Below are 22,168 nucleotides of genomic sequence, written 5' to 3'. Positions count from 1 at the left end.
GCTGACCGGTTATATGGTATTGTGGCAGAAGTTACTTGATATTTTGCTAACAGAAAGTTTCCCTGTGCCACATTCAAATATTGCCCGCATTGGAATTGTAACGGTTTCCGACCGCGCCAGCCGCGGAGAATATGAAGACCGCGGAGGTCCTGCGATCCAGGACTATCTTTCGGAAGTCCTGACCAGTGACTGGCTGCCTGTCGCACGCGTCATTCCCGATGAACTGCAGACAATCACGAAAACTCTGAAAGATCTTTGTGACCAGGAGCAGTGCTGCCTGGTTGTGACCACGGGCGGGACCGGCCCGGCGAAACGGGATATCACACCCGAAGCGACACTCGCTGTCTCTGAAAAAGAGATGCCGGGATTCGGGGAACTGATGCGAAAAGTCTCGCTCGAAAAAGTACCAACCGCGATCCTGTCCCGGCAGACAGCTGTCATCCGAGGTGGAACGCTGATCATCAACTTACCCGGTCAACCCAAAGCGATTCAGGAATGCCTGGACGCGGTGTTCCCCGCTGTGCCCTATTGTATTGATCTGCTCGAAGGTCCTTTTCTGGAAACAGATGAAGCTCGACTCAAAGCGTTTCGCCCTAAAAAGAAATAGGCGCAATAAAAAAACAGGAGCATCCGGACGAATCCCTGCTCCTGTTTTTTATTTCAAAACTGAATCTCAGAGTTAATTCTGTACTAAATTTGCACTGTCCTCTTCGATCGTCTCCAGTCGAACGGGCTTGATATCAAACTTGGGATTCTGCCCCAGGAATCGAGCCGGGTTGTTGTGAAAGACCTCGATGGCATCCTGAACGGAATACCCGCGAGCCCGGTACTGCACGACACACTCCTGAAGTGTGAATGGATCGCTGGGTCCCCAGTCGGCTGAGGAATTCACCAGAATACGTTCGTGACCGTACATTTCCAGCATGTCAACGGCCCGTCTGGGAGTACACTTGGTGATGGGATACAAAGTAAATCCGACCCAGTAACCAGCTTCCAGAGGCTCGCGGATCGTGTGTTCTTCCACATGGTCAATCCAGACCCGTTCCGGATTGACATTCATGTGGGACAGCACTTCGAGTGTCCGTTTGGTGCCACGTACTTTATCCTGCAGGTGGGGAGTATGAATCAGAATCAGCTGATCATACTTGATGGCCTGCTCGACCTGGGCTTCGAATATTTCTTCTTCGTTTTTAGTCGTTTTGTGGAAACCGATTTCCCCCACCCCCAGTACGGTGGGCTTTTTATAAAACTCAGGCATATGCTTGAGTACTTCACGACTGAGTTCCGGGTTCTCTGCTTCTTTGGGATTCACGGCAACCCAGCAGTAATGTTTGATGCCATATTCGGCAGCTCGGGTCGGTTCAAATTCACTGATCTGGTGAAAGTAATCCAGAAACGTTTCCGGGTACAGGCGATCAAAGCCGGCCCAGAATGCGGGTTCCGCAACGGCAACAACGCCGGACATGGCCATGCGTTCGTAGTCCTGGGCTGTGCGGGCAATAGCGTGATAATGAGGTTGAATGATTTGCATAATCGTCTCACTGATAAAATCTGATTGAAGCGGGCAGGGAGGAATTCGGTTCGACCACTGGTCCATCAATCCTGTGTTGACAGGTGGCCGATGTCAGGCGAACACACTACCGAGCGTGCGGACCATTTCGACCAAAATGCCATGCCAGGTCTGATAAGACACTAGTCGAGATCTGAGAAGAGCAACAGCATCCGCTCTGATCGATTGGGCAGATGGCTCTCCTCTTGCAAAAGGGCGATGGCCTCACTCAGGAGATCCAGCCGGGAATCCTGCAGGGGTCCCGACCCTTCTTCATGATCGTGAGCCCGGTCAATGCGATCCAAGGTCGCCGCAAGTTCTACCAGGGCACAACGGGCTTCGAGATACTCTCGATCCAAAACCTGTAAAGCTGTTTGCATCATTTAAACCTTTCGGATTTTTACGTCTGGTGAAGCTCCTTGATGATACACGAGCGTTTTCAACAAATCTTCAGCATGGACCTTCCTGAGGCAGGGCCCAGCGGATTCGAAAAACGCGTCATGGAACCCGTTCCCGGATTCCATGATTCACTCCTTATTATATACCTTACATCGGTACTTCCTACTCTCTCAACTGAGTTCAACTCACTTTCCCCGAAAGCAGAAACAAAATTCCAGTATAAATGAATCAGTCGTAGTAATTACGGCGAGTAAAAAACCGGATGATACAGGGCTCTTCCCGGTTTCTCCTGGAAACGGTCCCAACCCAGAAAATGGATCATAAACGCATCCCGGTTTTCACCGGTAAAGTCACAGGAAAGTCCATAAATCCATGCTGGTTCAAAGCCGAAACGGAGATAATACTCGGGATGCCCCAGCACAATCACAAACTGCTGCCCTCGTTTTTGTAGCTCCTGCAGTCCTGCCTGTACTAATTCAGACCCGACTCTCTGCTTTTGAAACTCAGGTAAAACGCCCAATGGTGCCAGCCCCCACCCGTTGATCTTCGAATCGTCTGTATAGTGGATTTTCGCGGGAGTCAACAGGATGTGCCCTATCAGCTGATGATCCTCGCTGAGGGCCACCAGGGAAATCTGCTCCGGACAAGCCGCTCTCAGGCAATCCACCAGATCCGCTTCCGCAGGTTGACCGAACGCTGCTTCGTGTACCGTTCTGATTGCGGCGTTATCCGCAGTTTGTTCAAAACGAATCTGCATCATTATTAATTTTCTGGAGTGGATGATTTTTGTTGTTGTTTGAGAAACGTTTGCAGATGGGTTAACTGCTGCTGCATGTTACTGACATAATCCCCCTGTGCCGGAGCCACCGTCAGCGGGTTCAGTGTGAATACTGTAATTCCCTGTTCTGCTAATTTGTGGACCAGTTCTTCGGCTGGCTCCGTTTCACACAACATCAGGGATATCTTCTTCTGTTCCTGTAAAGCCTTGAGCCGTTTCCAGTCCTCCGTGTTCGGGGCCTCATTTGATTTCCAGTGCAGATGAAACATCGTCCAGTCACAGCGCCTCGCCAGATATTGATACACGGGTCGACGGGAATACCATTCCAGTCCCGGATAGTCTTCCTGAATCTGATCCAACTGCTCATTTATCGGTTTCAGTGAATCGTTGAGTTTTTCCAGGTTGGCTCTGATCTCGTTTTCTGATGGGGGATTCAGTTTGATCAATCGCTCTGCAATCGCCTCAGCCTGCCTTGCCATAAGTTGCGGGTCCAGCCAGAAAAAAGCAACCGTCCCTGCATGCGAGTGTGCCCCCCCTGAACCATGGCTGTGCACTTCAAAATCAGGAACAGTAATCAACGCATCCTTGATCGCGAGCGAACTGCGTAAGACCTTTGAGCGAGGCAGAGAGAGTTTTTTAACCCAGTCTGCAAAGTCAGCACCATTCGTTACGATGAGGTCTGCCTGTTGTATGGTCTGAATTGTCGCATCGCCGGGCAGCCAGGTTTCCGGATCTTCAGCGGGGGGAACCGGATTCAGAATCTGAAATTCCGGTCCTGCCAGTGATTCGACGATAAACTGCAGCGGATAATTGACCACGACCACCAGTCGAGGCCCCTCCTCTGCTACCGGCCGTTGGATTTCTTCCGTTTGCGACTGACAGCCAGAAACAGCCAGGACAAGGCATAAAACCGATATTTTAAATATGGGTTGCATCATTTACACCACTAAATAAACCACATACGCATTAACTGATGGATATACACTCTCAACACTAAAGTCAAAACAGCAACGATGACCAGACTGGCTGCCAGGATGAAACAGAGTTCAGTCAGCTGCAGTTTCCAGATTGTAGAACGGCTGCAGCCCAGCTGAAACATCGTCTGTCGTTCCCGCTGGCGTAATCTCAATGACAGAATGAATACCAGCGCCAGCAGTAAACCTACCGAAATCGAAACCAGCAGTGTATTCGCATCGAACAACTGTTTGATACGAAAGACCAGCTGCAGTAATTCATTAACGATCTCGACTGGTCGTATCAGCTGGATTGCCGACTCTTTCGTATCATACATTCCCAGCAGCAGCACTTCCGATTTCGGATCATGGGGAACCAGGATCATGGATGTCACGGGAAAAGACTCGATATCACCATGAAAATGGAATGAAGCCAGATTCTCTTCGGTCACTTCATTGAACTGGGGAACCGCGGCGTTCGCTACGGTGCTCTGGCCCTGCTGTTGTAATACCAGGTCTTTATCGGTTTCCGCATCAATACTCTGATGTCCGTGCCCGATACCGGAGATAATCCATTCCGTTTTCAAATCGACGAACACGGCATCGTCATCGGGTGAAAACGCCTGGGCCAGCACGCCTGCCACTCTCATCTTGAGTGGATAGTTGCCTGACAGATCAAATACATTCAAGGGATCGGACATTAACCGGTCCCCCGGCTTCAACTGCAGTCTGTCTGCGACATTCGCTCCGACTACACAGTCACCCAGTCGCTGGAGACTCGTACCGTCAGCGACCTCAAGTTTGCGGAACTCAAAATAATCCAGCGTGGTTCCCGCAATCGGCGCCTGCTGCGCAGTGAAACGCACCGCCAGAGGAATTGGCAGAGCGTAGCCTGTTTCCTGTATCGTTTCGACTTCCTGCATTGAAGTCGTTTCCAGGTCAGCCTGGCTGAAATACATGCTCTGCAATGCCAGGTCAAAACGGCTTCCCTTCATCCCCGCCACCAGGGGCGTTGCGTGAGCCCGTGCCATCAGATCCTGTTCAAACTGTGTGACTCCAAACTGCAGCAGCACCGGCAATAATATTGCCAGCGAAACACACAGCACCAGCGTAATCGACTTCAGCCTGTTATACAGCAGATAGCGGATTGTCAGCCTGAAAATCCCACTCATGACTTTGATACCACTTCATGAAACTGTTCAATGTCAATGGTTCGGTCGAACTGATCCAGCAGACGATCATCGTGAGTAACCATAATCAACGTGGCATTGGTCCGTGTGGCATGTTCCAGCAGCAGATCCCGTATCAGTCGTTTGTTTGCGGGATCCAGATTCCCTGTTGGCTCATCGGCTAACAGTATTTGCGGCTGTGGTAAGAGTGCCCGGCAGATGGCGACCCGCTGGCGTTCTCCTTGCGAGATCTGATCGATCCGACCTGCCAGGTATTGGTCGATCTGCATGGAAGCTGCCAGGTCCCTTGCACGGGCTTCGACACTCTGATCCAGCTTCAACGCCTGATTGATATAGTACGGGAGCAGAATATTTTCGCGAACATTCAGGTAGTCAATTAACTCAAATTCCTGAAAGACAAATCCGATTTTCGAGATTCGATAATTGCGTCTCTGACTGTCATTAAGTTGATTCAAGTCGACATCGCAGGAAATCAGTGTGCCCTGATCGGGAACCAGGATACCTGAGATCAGATTCAATAGAGTCGTTTTCCCACAGCCACTCGGCCCAACCACGGCGACCTTTTCTGCTTCCCTGACTTCCAGTTGAGGGATATTCAGTTGAAAGGCAGAGTGCGGGTATCGGAACTGGAGCTGTTGAAAGCGGATCATGGCGAACTCTTATCAGCGGTCTTTTTTGAGGGAGTCGACTCTTCGGTATTCACAGGTGCTTCCTCTTTCACTTCACGCAGGCTGGTCTGAAAGCGCAGTCGCTGCTCATCCAGTAGATCCATGCCGGTCAGCTTCCATGTGCCCTCCACCGGTTCCAGATAAAAGATGCCTTCATACTGGTTGGTACGCGTATGAATATGCCCCCAGTGTTCGACCGTGCCTGCAACGGTCCAGGTTGATTTTACGGCGAAACTGCGTTCGTCCTTCAGATCTTGATTATTCTGATTTCGGTCGGTTTGCAATTCAATGACTTCCCAGTCAACATCAGTCACACGCGCGATGGCGCCTCCCTGTTCCTGCATTTTCAGGCTCTGGTTGATCTGTCGATAGAGGGTCTCCAGGAATGAACCCTCGGCACTCTTCGCCAGGGCATCATACACATCACTGTCAGAGTGATAGTCAAACGATCGATAAATGTTCTTATGCAGCGTTTTAAAAACAGCTTCCGCTTTCTCAGTCGAAATCTCAGGTACGGGTTGCAGTGGACTGGCAAAACTGACCTGGGCCAGCGGCAGGCAGAGCAGACTGACAAAAAACAGAATTGCAGCAGCGGTCAGGGTCCTCTTGCGGGAGTGCCCCCGCCGAACCAGGCTCAGACACATCATGAGCCCCAACAGAAAACCGAAGCCACTCACAACCGGGATCGTCCACACCGGTCGTGGCTCCAGCGTGACAGCGACCGGATTCACATCCAGGCTGACTTTGCGTCCCGGGTTTTCCCACATGAACTCACTGTTCCGCTCCAGCTTGGAAAACACCGGCTTATAAGACTGGTCAAAAGCAAAGCAGACCGCTTCCACACTCCAGACACTCCGATTAAACATATCCCAGGTCACTTTGACTGTATCGGGCGTCCCTTTGGTACTGTAAGTCAGAATGATCCCGACGCGAGCATTGGCGACACTCACACGCTTTTTCTCGGCTCGTTTGGCAAAGTCGGTGAAATCGAGACCATAAAAATCAAGCCGGGAAACCTCTGGTTTCACCGTGATTCCATCGATCTCAATCGGATTGGCTTTCGCAAAGTACTCCTCAATTCTGGCACGGGACGCTTCCTGCTCTGCGACCGAAAGAAAGTCCGGATTTTTTTTCTCGAGTGTGAAGAATGACTCCAGTGTTGCCAGCGGTATCAGAATTTCGTGCCTGACTTCGAAATCTTCGATGTACAGAAATGAATAGATCGTTCCGTAGCTGGTAATGCCGAGCGTCTCCTCGCGTCGATCTTTGAGCCACGCCTGCCAGTCTGCTTCCGATGCATCTGGATCTAACGGAGGATGTTCCCAGTTAAACCGAATCGTCTGCGGCTCGCGAGGCTTCATGGCTACGGCGTAAGGAGTTTCAGAACCTTCCTGTTTCAGATTGAACTGAACCATCGCCGGGAAACCCGCGTTGGAATCGACCAGTTGCTGGCTGAACGTAAGAAACTCGGGTGGTTTTTCCAGTGGGTATTCCAGTTCAAAGACCAGCGTAAACTGCATCAGGTCGCTCATCGCAACCCCTTCAGGCTTCACTGAAGAGTCATCGACGGAAACCACTTTCCCCTGCAGTTTCTCTCCATTGATATCGCGCACCAGCAGACGGTCCAGCAGGAACTGTTTATGCTGTTCGATGGCTTTTTTGATTTTCGCCTGGGAAACAATATTCTCTTCGTCGGGTTCCAGTTTCTGAAAGAAGTACAGATCTTCTACATAAATCTGCATCGAGATCAGAACTTTATCCCGCTTCACATACACATTTTCCTGGCTGACAGAAATCGGATGTGCCTCACTCGTCGCGGGAAAAAGTCCCCCGATCAACAGAGACAGGCAGAACAAAAACAGAAGTTGATACCGGTTCTTCGGACCAGGCAGTCTCTCAAAATCGCAGACTGTATTGGCAACTCGCATGGTCATATTTGATATTCGCAGCAGAATGATTGTGAATCAATAAGGAGAGTGGCGATCAGGCAGGTTTTGTTACTTTTCTGTACTATTTGATCCTACCGAGACACAGTATAGAATTGCAATCGTGGCCTGCTTATAAGACACTACGAATAAAGAATTCACGATGCTTGAGAAAAAAGGGACTCCGATGGAAGAAAATCAGAAATCAGACCAGCCCGAAACCAAAGAATCACAAGATGTTAACGCTGAACTGCCCCCTCCGGTGAAAACGCGGCTCCTGAAGCGAACCGCACTCTGGTTTCTGGCAGTAATTCTGGCTGCCTCCGCGATGATTTATCAGCGCGCCACAGGTCCCACTTATCCTATGAAGGTAGCGGTTACAGAAAATATGGTCGCGAAACTCATTCGGACGCATGAATCGACGGGCGACGCCACTGTGGAAGTCCCTGTCCCCCAGGCTGAAGCGAAAACGGCAACCGCTACCCTCTTCTATAAACGATTCCGTACTGACGACGATTTTACTCCCGTCCCCATGAAAATCGAAACCCGGGAAAACAGGACTCAGCTTGAAGGGGACCTACCCAAACAGCCGGCAGCGGGAAAGCTCGAGTATTACATTGAAGCAGAAATCGCCGGTCAGCCACTGCGGCTTCCCGAGAACAAAGACGACAATGTCGTCATCCGTTTTAAAGATCCTGTCCCGGATGGCGTTCTGATCCCCCATGTGACATTGATGATTATTTCCATCTTACTGGGGATGCGTTCCGGCCTGGCTGCGCTCTTCGCTCCCTATAATATGCGTCAACTGGCCTGGGCCACGCTGTGTGGCATGACAGTCGGAGGCATGATCCTGGGGCCAATGGTCCAGAAATATGCATTCGGTGAATACTGGACCGGCTTTCCTCTGGGAGGTGACTGGACTGACAACAAAATGCTGTTCATGTTCCTGGCATGGGTTTTCGCCTGCTCGGTCATCGGCCTCAACCCCTATAAGAAAAATACGAAGATCGGACGGGCGGCGGTCTTCACAGCCACGATCGTCATGACGGTCTGCTACCTCATCCCCCACAGCATGGGGGGCAGCGAACTCGATTACAGCCAGGTCGACAAAGGCATTGATCCCAGCAAAGCCATTGAGACAGGTCGAAAATGAACGCCGCTCAGGTCCACCTGATGACGGTCCACGTCCCCATTATCGGCTGCTGGGGCCTGTCGATCCTGTTTCTGCTGGCGTGGATCTTTCGCGATGAGCGTCTGTTTCAAATCTGCTGCTGGCTGTTACTGACAGTCCTGCTGATCGCAACAGTCGCTTACTTTTCCGGTCCCCTCGCCTATGAAATGCTGGAACAGCAGGTCGTACTGAATACAGAGACGGTTGAATTCCATGCGATGCTGGCGCGTTCCTGTCTGTTAGCGATGGTCGTGCTGGCGATGGTCGTGGGAAATGCCCTGCTCCAGGGCTTTCAGGGGGAAACGATCCCCCGCTGGCAGCGTATGCTCATCCTGACAGGTACGATTGCCATTGCTGTTTTCTGGAGTGCTGCCGCCCACTGGGGAGGGCTGATTCGGCATCCGGAAATCGGATTTTCCAAATCAGAACCCGTTATGGACGCAGATGCCACTCCCCTGATCAAAGAGCCGTGAGCGACTTATTTGACAATCTCTGTCCCGATCCCTTTATCGGAATAGATTTCCAGCAGGATCGAATGCGGCAGCCGGGCATCAACGATATGCACCTTGCCCACACCGCTGGCAAGCGCTTCCAGGGCAGCATCGACCTTGGGAACCATTCCGGCATCGATCGTTCCGTCAGCTATGAGTGCGCGACAACGTTGCGTCTCCAGATGGGAAACCAGTGTTTGCGGGTCGTGCCGATCCAGGAAAATTCCGGGCACATCACTCAGGAAGACCAGTTTTTCGGCTTTCAGAATCCGGGCCAGGGCAGCCGCCGCTGTATCGGCATTCACATTCAGCTTCTGTCCTGACGCATCCAGGGCTACGGAAGGGATGACCGGGATCGCATCAGACTGACAGACTTCCGCCAGCAGATCCTGATCGACGCCTGTCACATAGCCTACATGCCCGAGATCGACGTCTGAGCCGTCTTCTGCCTGCAGAGTCAGTTGCTCCCCACTCAGACAGTTACGGGTTCCAAAATGCAGGGCTTCCGCTTTAGCTCCCTGTGACTGGATTTCCTCAACCAGCGAAGCACTGATCTGATTGGCAAGCACATCGGTGGCAATCTCCAGAGTCTGCTCATCAGTGAAGCGGCGTCCGTTTACGAAACGGGGCTCAATCCCCGCTGAGTTCATCGCCTGGCTGATTGCTTTTCCGCCACCGTGTACCAGAATCGGATGCATGCCTACCGTCCGCATGAAGATCACATCGGTCAGAAAACTTTTGACGGCTGCTTCTTCTTCCAGCGCACTTCCCCCCAGCTTAATCACAACATACCGGCCACGAAATCGACGAATCCAGCTTAACGCTTCGATCAATACGGCTGTTTTACGAACGGCATCTTCCACAATGAACCTTTCATCCTTCCCGGACACATCAACACTTCCAGATCTGTTACCCTGAGACAAGGTAGCTATTGTAAGTGACTTGAAGTTAGTGTCAAACGAGCAGCAGGCAGGAACAAGGTACCCGACCTGCTGAACAGATCGGTCCAGTGGATTTTCTTTTTTTATTCGCAATTACAATTTTTGTCTCAACTTCAACTGCAATCATCTTAAATCGGGAATTCGACCGGTTTTCAGGTCGTTGATCTGGCATAATCCAACTTGAATGACACCCCTGTCAGGCTTCACAATCGGACTGATCAATACTGTCCCGGCAAGTAGAGAGAAAGGCATGACAGTCCGGTTCGGCAATTTTGCACCGACACACACCTGATACAAACCATCTCTTCAGAAGCCATGAAATGTTGTGTGGTCGTTCTAAGGATTTCCCCGATACATAACTCTACAGAATGAGAGTGTTTTCGCTCACCAGAACTGCATTGCCTGTCAACAACTCAGAGACCCCAAAGACCGAGACGGAGAAACAACGTTGGCCCACTCACACTTGCCGATTCAACACCTGATGAAACAAATGGAAAACTTTGCTTCAGAACCATCTAACCTTAATTGTCGTCCCTCATGGATCAATGATTTTGTCGATGAGATCGCCGACATTTTTAATCCTTTTGACGAAGTCGGCCGTGTCGGCTTCGACTGTCAGTTTACAGAAGAATGCTGGGAAGTGGGCCTGTTTCTCGGCAGCACGGAAATTGTAGGAGGTCAGCGGGACGGACAGTTCATCGCCGCCAGCTTCCAGTTTGATTTACTGCAACTCCTGGATCGTTTCGAGTCGGTCAACCGGTTCCACTTTAATTTCCTGGAACAGTCCGACTCCACGAAAAGCAGCGATCCTTCCTCTGCCTACATCACGATTGAAGGACACCTGACAGACCTGGAAATCGTACGTCTGAATGTCTATGCCACTCCCCCTCAAGAGGCAGGACCCGGGTTCCGTAAAACACACGATGGTAAAATCGATACCGTCTGAGATTAGAAACACCCTGTTAAACAGGCAGATAGACAGAAACCAATCTTCTTGCGACGCGAGCAGCTGCGATTCATGAGTCCTGGATCGCAGCTGTTTTTTATTCCCCCGGTTCGCATGCCTCATCTTCGGCCACCTTCCCGTCACGTAAGTGAAGAATATAATCCGAGTCCCGGATATAGCGTTCATCATGCGTGACGATCACGACGGTCGTCTTGTACTCTGCACTCATCTCTCGCAGGCAATCAAAGATCTCCCCACCGGTTCTGGTATCGAGTTCCCCGGTTGGCTCATCAGCCAGAATCAACAGAGGCCGTTTTAACAGCGCGCGGGCAATCGCGACACGCTGCTGCTCTCCCCCCGAAAGTTGACTGGGGCGATGCGTAATCCGGTTACCAAGTCCAACCTGCTGCAGTAATGCTTCGGCACGTTGTCTCTGATCTGCCGTCACCCCCTGGGGCAGATAAGGAGCCAGCACATTTTCCAGCGCATTCAGGTTTTTCAACAGGTTGAAATTCTGAAATACAAACCCGACTTTCTCCCGGCGGTAGAGATCGCGTTCATTCCGGCTCAGCGTGGAAAGCGAACGGTTCTGTACGAATATCTCTCCTGCAGAGGGCGTATCCAGCGCTCCCATCAGATACAGCAGCGTACTTTTGCCGCTTCCGGAAGGACCGAGGATAAACGAAAATTTCTGGCCGGGAAACCGACAACTCACTCCCTGTAATGCCTGCACTTCCGTCTCACCACTCTGGTGGATCTTCCATACATTTCGAACTTCAATCATTCTCTCTCTGCTTTCTGAATCCGGAATAAAATCGCTGGCAGCGGTGGGTCGGGATCAACCTCGACGTATTGCATCAATCGGTGTCATGCGTGTCGTCCAGATCGCGGGATACAGTCCTCCCAGTACTCCCAGCAGCGTACTGAAGACCACACCAAATAACAGTAACCCCGGGCTGGCATACAGGTGCACCTGGCTGGCAAACTTCCAGTTGACGACGGCGATCGCAATGAGCCCGAGGATCCCTCCCAGCACACCGCCCAGCACACCCAGCAGAGAACTTTCCGCCGTGATCAACAGCATTACATCCCGATCAGACCAGCCATTCGCTTTCAGAATTCCAAAGTCTACCACTCGCTCCATCACGCTCATCAGCATCGTGTTGATAATACTCAGCATCGCAATCAGAACGCCAATCCCCGTCATCAGGCCCAGAAAAATATCCAGATCCGCAGTAAACGTATCCAGCCGTTCGCCCCAGTCAGAAGCAGAACGGACTTCCAATGCGCTTTCTGCAGACTCCGCTTCCGTTTTTTCTATTTTCAGATCTGAGATTGCTGCTTTCGAATCACCCTGTCCTGCTTTTGAGGCGGAATTCTTTTCAGTGGGAGTATTACCTTTCAATGCATCATCGATGGCGGTTATAAAATCCTGGAGGAGATTCGTATTTGACGAATTGGCCAGAGCCAGAGCAGTCGGCTGCCAGGATGCCAGTTCACGACCTCGAAACTGATCTTTTATTTTCTCGACCAGTTCATCATTGCCAATTTCTCCGGACTGTTCGATGTAAAAGCAACTGACGCTCTCCGGATCGAACCGCGTGATTTCGCGTACCACTTCAATATCCAGAATGATGGCGACATCCAGCAGAATCGACCCCGACTCGTACAGCCCGACGATATTCATCGTCTGGCCATTGACTTCAATCTGGTCACCAATCTGTTTTTCATGCTGCTCGGCAATCTGGCGACTGATGACGGTATTTAAGGTTCCACGATCTTCCAGAGTCAGAAACCGACCTTCATAGATGGCTTCACGGTAAATCCCGTGTTTCAACTCTAATCGTGTGGGCAGATCGGTTCCAAACAGAAAACGGGGCGGACTGATCACAGGTTTCCCTTCAATCAGATTCACCCGGGACCAGATTTCCGGGTTCACAATCGCCACACCGGGCACGTCTTTGATCTCGGCTCCCCAGGCCCGCGGAATGCGCGAGAACAATGGGATTGGTGCGCCGGGCTGCATGGCTACGATGCCTGAGATTTTCCCGAACGTCTGAGACACTGTCTCTTCCAGCCCGCCCGCGATAGAAAACAGGCCCACCATACCGGCAATGGCGATCGTTAAACCCATTAAACACAAAAAAGAGCGAACTGAGCGACTCAGAAGATTTTTTATCGCGAATTTTAACATTAATGCTGTTTTCCAGTCTGTTGAATCGATCCCGCCTGTGCCGAGTAGTGGCATTCTACGCAGATCCGATCCATCAATGAATCATTTAGATTCGTATTCTTATAATAAAAGCACTGTTTATAAGCAGTTATAGACTGAGCTAACTTGAAAACCAGTGAATTTCGAACGTAGAATGCTCCCAGCTGAGCATCTCTCAGGAAAGCATTCTACGAGTGAAAGGGCCATTTCGAATGGCCGGCTCTCTCGATCAATATTTGACGCCTGGTACATCAAACGAATTTCAAATCCATGAGCAAACGAGACTATTACGATATTCTGGGAATCTCCCGCAGCGCGACTGCTGATGAAATCAAAAAAGCGTACCGAAAACTGTCGCGCCAATACCATCCCGATATGGCACCGGATGACAAAACGGCTGACAAGAAGTTTAAAGAAGTCCAGGAAGCCTACGAAGTATTACGCGACGAAAAAAAGCGAAAACAATACGACCAGTTCGGGCATTCTTTCCAGCAGGCAGGCCCCGGCGGTGGAGGATATTACCAGTCTGCCGGTGGTGCGGGACCGGTCGATTTTGAAGATCTCTTTGGTGGTGGCGGCATTGATCTAGGTGATTTATTTGGTGGCGCGTTTCGCGGAGGTGGAGGCCGTCGCGCACAACCCCGCCCGCAGAAAGGGGAATCAAAACGCCTTTCCATCGACATTCCCTTCCACCTGGCTGCCGTGGGCGGAGAACATGAGATCAGTCTCCAGAAAGGGGGCACTGCCGAGCGCCTCACGGTGAAAATCCCTGCTGGCGTCGATAATGGTTCCGTCATCCGCTTAAGTGGTCAGGGAAACCCCGGAGTTCATGGCGGCCCGGCGGGCGATTTACTGCTGACGATCAAAGTCGGTTCACATCCCTATTTCAAACGGGAAGGGAGCAACCTGTTACTGGAAGTCCCCATTACACTCACCGAGGCAGCCCTGGGAGCGAAAGTGGATGTACCCACATTGACCGAAGGAGAAGTGACAGTCACGATTCCTGCCGGAACCTCGAGTGGCAGCAAATTACGACTACGGGGGAAAGGGATTATCGATCAGAAATCCAGGCAGCCCGGCGATCAGATTTGCGCCATCAAAATTGTCGCCCCCAAAGCACTCAGCGATCAGGCAAAAGCCCTGTATGAACAACTCAAAGACTTACCACAGGAATCACCCCGATCGAAAGCATGGTGAATTCGATGCAACTGAAACTCGCTTCCCGCTCCCGTAAATGGATCAACCAGCTCTTACTGTGCGGCGTGTTCTCGCTCACTCTATGCCTGTCAGCCCAGCCCTTACCAGCACAGGAGCAGGAATCCGGTTCGACAACAGTTACCGAGTCGGAACAACCGGGCATGGAACTTCCCGACGATCCAGCAGCAAAACAGGCGGATTCAGAAGAACCTGAAAAAGATGAACGTCCGCGGGAACTGGGTGTCATGATCCTGATCGTCTGGCTTCTGGCCGGCGCCGGTATTGGGATTTTGATCTTCACTTCCTTATTCGGACATTCGGTACGCAGCATGATTCGGCGTCCCTATCCGAACCAGATGCATCCCCCTAAAAAAGAACAGCCAGAAACGCCCGTGAAAACCAATACGGAAGCTGAGACAGACGACGAAAAAACAGAATCATGACCGGCTCTCAGGACGATTCTCAGCGGCAGAAGACTTCTGTCAAAGCATTCGGTTTTCCGAGCGAGTATCGCATTCGCAGTCAGCAGGATTTCGATGCGGTTTATGCTGCGAAACAGCGGGCCGGCGATCAGAATCTACTGCTGTTTGCGATTCGAAACGGACTCCCGCACACCAGGCTGGGCCTCAGTGTTTCAAAAAAGAACGGCAACGCCATTCGACGGGCGCGGAAGAAAAGGCTGCTGCGCGAGGCATTCCGTCTGATCCACTCTCGATTGCCTGCAGGCCTCGATCTGGTTGTCATTCCCCGTGCCGATCGGGAGGGGGATCTGGCAGAATATCAGAAGTCCCTCAAATATCTTTCACAAAAACTGAACCGACGTCTGGAGCAGCAACCTGGCTGATGAAACAGATCGCCCTGCAACTCGGCCGCTTGCTGTATCAGCTTCCCGCCCGCATACTGATCGGTCTGGTTCGCATCTATCAGATGACACTCAGTCATCTGATAGGCAGACAGTGCCGTTTCCACCCGACTTGCAGCGAATATTTTATTCAGGCCGTCAAAAAATATGGTGCGATCAGAGGATCCTGCAAAGGGGTCCTGCGAATCTGTCGCTGTCACCCGTTTCACCCTGGAGGTTATGACCCACCCTGAAATCAGGTTAGTAAACTTGACGGGGTGTGATCAGTACAGGAGTATCCTCGACCACATTTTCAGTCTGGGTCCGGATTACAGGCTGGCTCTGTTCATGACTGATTTTTCGCAGTGGTACAGACTCTTCCTGTGAAATCATGGAAGGGACCGACAGTTCCCGGGGATGATTGAATGCCGGCTGCTCGGAGCTGAAGTCTGGTGTCGAGACTGGAGTAGCCGTTTTAAATTCAAATTTTCGGACCTGCTGCTGCTGAACCTGTTTCGAGTAAGGCCACATTTCCAGTTGATCTCCGGAAGTTGAGAAATCTTCTACTGTCAATGGCTCACGGATCGCAGAAACTCTCCACGAATTGTTGAAGTTGGTTGCTTCACCAGGAGGTGGCAGTTGGGGTAACTGCTGTGATTTCAATTCGGGCTGAGGCTGAAATTTCTGCGGAGGGGCAGGCAGTGTTGTCGGTGCAGGATTGGCTGGTTCCGGCTGCAGCATTTCCTCTGGCATCTCAGCTTCTTCGAACTCAGGACTCGAATTGATACAGGAAAGTTCTCCCTCAAATGCTTCTTCTTCGATGACTTCGACATGACTGCCTGAAACTTTTCGAACCCAGTCAGGAGTTTTTACATGTGATTTCATTCTGGAGTAGAAACCTTTGACTTTCCCATTCATCTGCTTGACTTTATTCGACATCGAAGAGGAAACCGTTGAATAGTGAGGAACCAGTCCCAGGTACTTTTGGGCCGGCTCTTCCGGTTCAGCATCAAATGCGGCTTCATCTTCAAACATGGATTTGAAATAAGCAGAATCATCGTCGGTTGCTTCATCCGAAACCCGGCGGATATCTGATGTCTTCCTGTTTGATGTCTGCTCTGGTCCGGGAGGAATCAGGCTGGGGGGAGCTGCTGGAGGAAAGCTGTCCTCCAGCGGTGCAGGTGCCGGTTCCAGACGATAATTACCCGGGCTCTGATATCGGGGAATCGTGGTTTCCATCTGCTCATGATACTCAGGAGCGGGACGGGAAGCCTGCTGATAGACTTTCTGTTGAGCATACTGGCAGCCAGCTAACCCTGTCATGGAAAACACGCACAGTGATAATGAGATCGTTTTCGAATAGGGCTGTAACATCTTCGTTCCTCTTTCCGTGTCCATCAGACAGTGCCGATTAAAAAAACCACTTTCCCAATTTGACAAGTTCATAATATGTGGTATGGCACACGGAATAAAAATCGGTTAAATCTGCCATTTATGCATATATGAAAGTGGATAATCAGTTAGAATAGACTCAACAGCCATCCGTTTATTCTTACTGAAACGATTTCTCATAAATGCAGGTGTCGTGATTGATAAATCTATTATTTGCGATCTAACGATCGTATTATCTGTAAGCGGTTTCACGGTACGGAACATCACTAAACTAACGATTGTAGCGGCTGAATCAGTTTCCCGGATCTGTTAAACTGCAGGGATTGAACCTGCTGTGAATCACAGGCTCTGTGACGGGGCTGGAGCGGGAACCGGCTGGATCGAATCCGGGAAGAGATTGAGATAAGTGCAAAACAGGTCTCTGAAGCGACTGCAGGTAATGGATATAATGAAACAAGGAGTGACCCCATGATTGATTTGAAGAAAATTCTCGTACCGACCGACTTCAGTGAATTCGGCCAACAGGCGCTGCTTTACGGCTGTGAACTCGCCAGCCGGTTTAATGCCGAATTACACCTGCTGAATGTAGTGCAGGATGCTGTCGCCATGTTCCCGGAACCGAATATGATGGGAACATCGATGAACGATCTGGTAGCAGACATGCAGAGCCTGGCGCAGAAACAACTGGAAGAAATGCCCGGTCTGCCTGGCACGGAAAACCTGAAAATCGTGCGTGAAGTCTGTGTCGGGCCCGCATTCCTGGAAATTATCCGTTATGCCAAAAAAACGGAAATCGACCTGATTGTCATCGGAACACATGGTCGGACAGGCCTCAAACACATGCTGCTGGGTAGTGTGGCTGAAAAAGTGGTCCGCAAAGCCCCCTGCCCGGTTCTGACGGTATCTCACCCAGAACGGGAATTTGTAATGCCCACTTAAATAATCTGCTGCCAGTCACTATAATTCATTGAGTTATTATCACAGGAGACTCGTAGAGGTACTGAAGCGTATCCATTCACGAGAAACTCCGGACTCAACCCCAATGAAAATACTGAGGAAACAATGCCAAAACTGACCGTTGAAAATGTAGGAGAATTCGAAGTGGAATCCGGTAAGCGCCTGGTACTGGCACTGACCGAAGATGCCCGAGTCGATCAATTACATGCCTGTGGCGGCGCAGCACGCTGTACGACATGTCGTGTTGAATTTCTTGATGGTGAACCTGATAAAATGACGGCCGCCGAAAAGAGTGTTCTCCAAGCACGTGATGTCACAGGCTGCCGTCTCAGCTGTCAGATTCTCTGCGATCATGACATGACCGTCCGGGCAATCAGCCGTCTGGAAGGCAGCGGGCGCGCTGATGCAGGACATATTCCCAAACCCGAAATCGAACCTCAACCTGTTGAATGGGTTGATAAATAATCCGAAACCCAAACCCGGGAAGCTCTTTTTTTTTCAATCTGCGGTCGATTCAGAGCTTCTCATTTATTACCGGCACTGGTGAATGACAAGCGCCGGGTCCTCTGTACAGAGGGAGTAACTGATGCGATTCATGCTTTCAATTGTTCTGATAATGACAGGTCTGATCCTGTCCAGTTCAGATAGTATTGCGGCCAAAAACCGTGACCCGAAATTTCAGCAGGCGGTTTCCAATGCTCTGGAATACCTTGCCAGGGAACAGCGTCGCCAGGGATACTGGGAGGCCAATGGTGGACAGTACCGGGTGGCCATGACAGCCCTCGCCGGAAATGCTCTGCTGGCAGAAGGTTCTACCACGACGCGCGGTAAGTACGCGAAGAACATCCAGAACGCCGTGGATTATCTGTTGGAAATGAGCCAGCCTAATGGTTTGATCGGTTATAAAAATGACTATCATTACACCTATGGACATGGCTATTCCATGGTTTTTCTCTCACAGGTTTATGGCGAAGAAGAAGACGCACTCCGCCGCGAAGAACTGAAAAAAGTACTGATGAAAGCCGTCGACTTCTGCGCGGGCGCCCAGACAACCCGTGGCGGCTGGGGATATGTTTCTGCCAAAGACGGCAATGATTTCGATGAAGGTTCCACCTGTATTACCCAGGTCCAGGGATTACGCGCCTGTCGGAATGCCGGCATCCCCGTGGATAAAAAGATCATCGACCGCGCCAAAAAATACATTTCCGACTGCACGACTCCGGAAGGGGGCGTCCAGGACAGTATCCGGGGGGGCGGTGCCCGGCCTGCCATTACCGCTGCCGCCTGTGCCGCCCTGTTCAATGCCGGTGAATACGATTCTGATCACCTGAAAAACATGCTCGATTTCTGTCAAAAGAATATCTGGCCCGGCGGAAACTCCAATCGCTATTTTGGCCACTGGCATTACGCCCATTTTTATTATGCCCAGGTCATGTACCGCGGCGAAACCAAAGACTGGGATAAATATATCGAAGATATCGGCAAGCAGATTCTCCGCAAACAGTCCGCCTCCGGTGCCTGGATGGAAGGGCATGTCGGCCCGGTTTACACAACCGCCATCAATGCAACGATTCTGCAGTTGGATAAAGGCTACCTGCCGATCTACCAGAAATAGCCAACGTGCTCACCAGCAGAGACGGCCTCAGTTTCCGCTCAGGCTCGTTAAATGGCAGACCACTGATTCCGCCAGTTTCTGAGGATGATAGCCGCCTTCCAGCAGACTGACGATTCGGCCTCCACAGTATTCATCCGCGATCCTTTTCACCAGGCGGGTTAATGTCCCGAAATCCTCAGTCTCCAGTCCCAGTGAACCAATGGGATCATCCTTGTGCGCATCAAAACCCGCGCTGATCAGAATCAGTTCAGGCTGGCATCGGGTGGCTGCATCCTCCAGCATCCGCTCAAACTCGGAGAAATAGTCCTCGCGGGAGATTCCAAACGCCAGCGGAAGGTTCCAGATCGTCCCCAGCCCCGCTCCCGATCCCGTTTCATGTCCCAGTCCGGTCCCGGGATAAAACGGATGCCGGTGTGCAGAAAAAAAATAGACGGCTTCTTCTTCGTAAAAAATATCTTGAGTCCCATTCCCATGATGCACATCCCAGTCAACGATGAGCACACGATTTAAACCATGAAAGTCAACGGCGTGGCGAGCTGCGATGGCCACATTATTCAACAGACAAAACCCCATCGCCCGATCTGAAAGTGCGTGATGCCCCGGTGGTCTGATGGCACAAAAAGCCTGCTTCACCTGTCCGTTGATGACTTGATCTACGGCTTCCACCGCGCAACCTGCTGCATAGTGGGTGACATGATAAGAGTCCGCAGACATCACGGTATCAGATTCAATGCGGCCCCCGCCCGCTGCTGAAAATGCCTGTAACTGATTCAAGTATGCTTCAGGGTGAACCCTTAAGATCTCCTCTCCCGATCTGGTCTGGGGATCATTCAAGATCAGCAGATTGGGAATCGCTGCCGTAGAAACCTGGTTCATCACCGTTTCCAGACGCAGAGGGCATTCCGGATGGGATCCGGTCTGGTGTCGTAAGAATGTATTACTCTGAATATAAACTGTCATACGATATCCATTTCAGACAGGCCAATCACATACCAATCCTCAGAATCCTGATAACCGCCATAAACTGCTTCAGACAGCCGGGAAAAGTGAACATTCTCATCTCAATCAATGACTGTTGCTGTTTCTGTATTTCCAGCAATCATGGTAGAATCTGATTCACTTTTACTTTCGCACTGGAAATCCGGAGTCGCTTCACACTGACAAAAGAATTCCGGCTTCAGGATTGAGAAAATTCTTGACAGTTCGTAAGGTAAAGCGATAACGTAAGATAATAAAATAGAGCCACCGAAGACAGGGGAATTTATTCCTGCAGCGACAACCGAGTTATTTTGACCGTACAAGCGGGAGTGGAACGGTCATTCCCTGAACCTGCTGCTCGAAAATGGCAGATTTCGTTGGTATCTGCTCTTTATTTATCGTATGATTATCAGTGATTCATATCCTCATTCCGCTTCGTTCGGAACCAGAATAGCAGTCGGCATTTAATCACAGGAAATCTATTCGGCTGCCGTAGAGTTATTTGCCTTATTTGTGTAATATTTTCCTTGAATGTAACGCTCCCTATTGAAGCCGAGAAAACCCTGTGCAACTGAATGTACCGGGGTTCGAGCAGAACGTTGAATGAAGGAACTTTCCGTGCGACAATCCATATGCTCGTATCAGGCCTTTTCAGAAATTGAAATGCTGACCGCCAGAGTATTCAGACATTCTCTGTTGGCATTCGGTCTGCTACTGTGTTCCAGTTCGATACTTCTCGGCCAGCAACCGGCAGAACCCAACGCCCAGAATAATGCAGCCGATAATGCGCTCAATGTATACAAAGAGTTAATGACTCCCGAGGAAGCCATCAGTTTCCAAAAAACCAAGCAACGGGATTTCGACGAGCTGCTGCGAGGGGGAAAAATCAATGGAGCCGAAGACAAAAAGCTGATTGCAGAGGGCGCCCGATATTATCTGTACCTGATGACTCTCAAGCAGGATCCCAAAAAACCGGAAAATGAAACCGATCTGAACAAACTGCGGGCAAACATCCTGCGTGATATTCAGTTCTCCGGCCGGGTTTCCGGAAACTTTCAGGCACGCGAACTTTACCTGGAAGAACTGACAAAACGGGCAGAAGACCTGCTCGACAATCATCGTCTGGTCCGGTTCAGTGCCGTCGTGTTACTTTCACAACTTGATCTGCGTGATGAAGACCGACGCAAGAAAATAGATCGTGTCGCTTACACGATGGCCTATGTTCCCCTGATCAAAGTTCTGAACGATAAAACACAGCCGACTGAACTCAAGATTGTCGCTGCGAATGGACTGGCCCGCATCGGACAGACGGGGAATGCAACCAACCAGTTACGAATCAAAATCGCAGAGGAAATTATTGACGAACTGATCCCGTCCGTGAATGAGTACTCATGGTATCAGCGCAGTCTGGTAGAAGCCCTCGGTTCGTTGGGCATCACCGATAATCTCGCACGGCGGCCCATCGTTACCGACGCGTTACTGAATGTCATGGGTGATCCAAAACGGACCTGGGAAGTCCGTTCCACTGCGGCCCTGAATATTGGCAAGCTGCCTCTCAAAGCGAACGCCGACATCAAACTCATCACCTATTCCATCGTGGACATGACAAGAAAAATGGTTCAGGCTTATAATGCCAACACTGCCGGATACTGGTGGAAACGCTGTTTCTGGAATGTCTATCTGGCATTCAAGCCAGCGAACGCGGCCGATAATACCGGATTGGTCAAACAGCAGGTCAATCAGACTGTGGTCAATGACGCCTACAAACAGGTCATCAAGCCGATCGCCACAATCGTACAACCCGGAGAGACCCCTAAAATCAATGCCGATGTCACCAAGGAAATGGATGACTGGCTGAAGGAGAAACTACCCAAAAACTTCCGGGTGGCTCCCGTTCAGGCCAAACCACAGAACCAGCAGGTTGCAGAAGGAAAATAAACCCTTCTGTTTGCTGTTGCTCGACAC

24 protein-coding genes are annotated in these 22,168 nt (G+C 50.8%); 12 read left to right on the top strand and 12 right to left on the bottom strand.

Annotated features, from left to right (window positions below):
* The first annotated feature begins 64 nt into the window (after positions 1–64).
* Positions 65–607, top strand: coding sequence for a molybdopterin adenylyltransferase (mog, locus tag AACZ40_RS02815; protein WP_291176898.1), 543 nt, complete (start codon positions 65–67; stop codon positions 605–607).
* 72 nt (positions 608–679) lie between these two features.
* Here the strand turns inward: mog and AACZ40_RS02810 are convergent, their stop codons facing one another.
* The 7 genes from AACZ40_RS02810 to AACZ40_RS02780 form a co-directional block, all read right to left on the bottom strand.
* Positions 680–1,531, bottom strand: a complete 852-nt coding sequence (locus AACZ40_RS02810) for a TatD family hydrolase (protein ID WP_291176895.1) — start codon at positions 1,529–1,531, stop codon at positions 680–682.
* A 161-nt stretch (positions 1,532–1,692) separates the two neighbouring features.
* Complete coding sequence (locus AACZ40_RS02805; protein ID WP_291176893.1) at positions 1,693–1,932, bottom strand: hypothetical protein; 240 nt, start codon at positions 1,930–1,932, stop codon at positions 1,693–1,695.
* A gap of 257 nt (positions 1,933–2,189) precedes the next feature.
* Positions 2,190–2,708: an N-acetyltransferase gene (locus AACZ40_RS02800; RefSeq protein ID WP_291176890.1), complete on the bottom strand. Its 519-nt coding sequence runs from the start codon at positions 2,706–2,708 to the stop codon at positions 2,190–2,192.
* A gap of 2 nt (positions 2,709–2,710) precedes the next feature.
* The gene (locus AACZ40_RS02795; RefSeq protein ID WP_291176888.1) at positions 2,711–3,664 is read right to left on the bottom strand and encodes a metal ABC transporter substrate-binding protein; all 954 of its coding nucleotides are present in this window, start codon (positions 3,662–3,664) and stop codon (positions 2,711–2,713) included.
* An 8-nt stretch (positions 3,665–3,672) separates the two neighbouring features.
* A complete protein-coding gene (locus AACZ40_RS02790) occupies positions 3,673–4,851 on the bottom strand; it encodes an ABC transporter permease (RefSeq protein ID WP_291176886.1) in 1,179 nt (392 codons plus the stop codon).
* Complete coding sequence (locus tag AACZ40_RS02785) at positions 4,848–5,519, bottom strand: ABC transporter ATP-binding protein (protein WP_291176883.1); 672 nt, start codon at positions 5,517–5,519, stop codon at positions 4,848–4,850. The genes AACZ40_RS02790 and AACZ40_RS02785 overlap by 4 nt, the downstream gene beginning before the upstream one ends.
* Entirely contained in the window at positions 5,516–7,465 is a 1,950-nt protein-coding gene (locus AACZ40_RS02780) for a hypothetical protein (protein ID WP_291176880.1), read from the bottom strand. The genes AACZ40_RS02785 and AACZ40_RS02780 overlap by 4 nt, the downstream gene beginning before the upstream one ends.
* A gap of 160 nt (positions 7,466–7,625) precedes the next feature.
* Here AACZ40_RS02780 and AACZ40_RS02775 point away from each other — a divergent pair, with 160 nt between their 5' ends.
* Positions 7,626–8,615, top strand: a complete 990-nt coding sequence (locus AACZ40_RS02775; RefSeq protein ID WP_291176877.1) for a hypothetical protein — start codon at positions 7,626–7,628, stop codon at positions 8,613–8,615.
* The gene (locus AACZ40_RS02770) at positions 8,612–9,106 is read left to right on the top strand and encodes a hypothetical protein (RefSeq protein WP_291176875.1); all 495 of its coding nucleotides are present in this window, start codon (positions 8,612–8,614) and stop codon (positions 9,104–9,106) included. Before AACZ40_RS02775 ends, AACZ40_RS02770 begins: the two co-directional genes overlap by 4 nt.
* Positions 9,107–9,111: 5 nt before the next feature.
* Here AACZ40_RS02770 and argB read toward each other — a convergent pair whose 3' ends face one another.
* Positions 9,112–10,014 (bottom strand): acetylglutamate kinase, encoded by a 903-nt coding sequence (argB, locus tag AACZ40_RS02765; RefSeq protein WP_291176872.1) that lies wholly within the window; start codon positions 10,012–10,014, stop codon positions 9,112–9,114.
* Positions 10,015–10,513: 499 nt separating this feature from the next.
* On the opposite strand from argB, the gene AACZ40_RS02760 reads away from it, so the two are divergent.
* The gene (locus AACZ40_RS02760; RefSeq protein ID WP_291176869.1) at positions 10,514–11,011 is read left to right on the top strand and encodes a hypothetical protein; all 498 of its coding nucleotides are present in this window, start codon (positions 10,514–10,516) and stop codon (positions 11,009–11,011) included.
* Between the two features lie 97 nt (positions 11,012–11,108).
* Here AACZ40_RS02760 and AACZ40_RS02755 read toward each other — a convergent pair whose 3' ends face one another.
* Both AACZ40_RS02755 and AACZ40_RS02750 read right to left on the bottom strand, forming a co-directional pair.
* The gene (locus AACZ40_RS02755; protein ID WP_291176866.1) at positions 11,109–11,795 is read right to left on the bottom strand and encodes an ABC transporter ATP-binding protein; all 687 of its coding nucleotides are present in this window, start codon (positions 11,793–11,795) and stop codon (positions 11,109–11,111) included.
* Positions 11,796–11,849: 54 nt separating this feature from the next.
* The gene (locus AACZ40_RS02750; protein WP_291176863.1) at positions 11,850–13,205 is read right to left on the bottom strand and encodes an ABC transporter permease; all 1,356 of its coding nucleotides are present in this window, start codon (positions 13,203–13,205) and stop codon (positions 11,850–11,852) included.
* A gap of 288 nt (positions 13,206–13,493) precedes the next feature.
* On the opposite strand from AACZ40_RS02750, the gene AACZ40_RS02745 reads away from it, so the two are divergent.
* Genes AACZ40_RS02745 through yidD form a run of 4 tightly spaced genes read left to right on the top strand, consistent with a single transcriptional unit; the run spans position 13,494 to position 15,515 of the window.
* Positions 13,494–14,420, top strand: a complete 927-nt coding sequence (locus AACZ40_RS02745) for a DnaJ C-terminal domain-containing protein (protein WP_291176861.1) — start codon at positions 13,494–13,496, stop codon at positions 14,418–14,420.
* A 5-nt stretch (positions 14,421–14,425) separates the two neighbouring features.
* On the top strand, positions 14,426–14,863 hold the full coding sequence (locus AACZ40_RS02740) for a hypothetical protein (RefSeq protein ID WP_291176859.1): 438 nt from the start codon (positions 14,426–14,428) through the stop codon (positions 14,861–14,863).
* Positions 14,860–15,264, top strand: coding sequence for a ribonuclease P protein component (gene rnpA, locus AACZ40_RS02735; protein WP_291176857.1), 405 nt, complete (start codon positions 14,860–14,862; stop codon positions 15,262–15,264). The genes AACZ40_RS02740 and rnpA overlap by 4 nt, the downstream gene beginning before the upstream one ends.
* Complete coding sequence (gene yidD, locus AACZ40_RS02730; protein ID WP_291176854.1) at positions 15,264–15,515, top strand: membrane protein insertion efficiency factor YidD; 252 nt, start codon at positions 15,264–15,266, stop codon at positions 15,513–15,515. The genes rnpA and yidD overlap by 1 nt, the downstream gene beginning before the upstream one ends.
* Positions 15,516–15,522: 7 nt before the next feature.
* On the opposite strand, the gene AACZ40_RS02725 is transcribed toward yidD, so the two are convergent.
* Positions 15,523–16,635 (bottom strand): hypothetical protein, encoded by a 1,113-nt coding sequence (locus AACZ40_RS02725; protein ID WP_291176851.1) that lies wholly within the window; start codon positions 16,633–16,635, stop codon positions 15,523–15,525.
* 486 nt (positions 16,636–17,121) lie between these two features.
* Between AACZ40_RS02725 and AACZ40_RS02720 the strand changes: the two genes are divergently transcribed.
* From AACZ40_RS02720 to AACZ40_RS02710, 3 genes are all read left to right on the top strand, one after another.
* Positions 17,122–17,592, top strand: a complete 471-nt coding sequence (locus AACZ40_RS02720) for a universal stress protein (protein WP_291176849.1) — start codon at positions 17,122–17,124, stop codon at positions 17,590–17,592.
* A gap of 123 nt (positions 17,593–17,715) precedes the next feature.
* Entirely contained in the window at positions 17,716–18,075 is a 360-nt protein-coding gene (locus AACZ40_RS02715) for a 2Fe-2S iron-sulfur cluster-binding protein (RefSeq protein ID WP_291176846.1), read from the top strand.
* A gap of 121 nt (positions 18,076–18,196) precedes the next feature.
* Positions 18,197–19,225: a prenyltransferase/squalene oxidase repeat-containing protein gene (locus tag AACZ40_RS02710; protein WP_339673163.1), complete on the top strand. Its 1,029-nt coding sequence runs from the start codon at positions 18,197–18,199 to the stop codon at positions 19,223–19,225.
* A gap of 27 nt (positions 19,226–19,252) precedes the next feature.
* Here AACZ40_RS02710 and AACZ40_RS02705 read toward each other — a convergent pair whose 3' ends face one another.
* A complete protein-coding gene (locus AACZ40_RS02705; RefSeq protein ID WP_291176840.1) occupies positions 19,253–20,185 on the bottom strand; it encodes a histone deacetylase in 933 nt (310 codons plus the stop codon).
* A 636-nt stretch (positions 20,186–20,821) separates the two neighbouring features.
* On the opposite strand from AACZ40_RS02705, the gene AACZ40_RS02700 reads away from it, so the two are divergent.
* A complete protein-coding gene (locus AACZ40_RS02700; RefSeq protein ID WP_291176837.1) occupies positions 20,822–22,141 on the top strand; it encodes a hypothetical protein in 1,320 nt (439 codons plus the stop codon).
* Positions 22,142–22,168: the final 27 nt, after the last annotated feature.

The organism is uncultured Gimesia sp. (genome assembly GCF_963972345.1).
Taxonomy (GTDB): Bacteria; Planctomycetota; Planctomycetia; order Planctomycetales; family Planctomycetaceae; genus Gimesia.
This window is presented reverse-complemented; position numbering and strand designations above follow the sequence as displayed.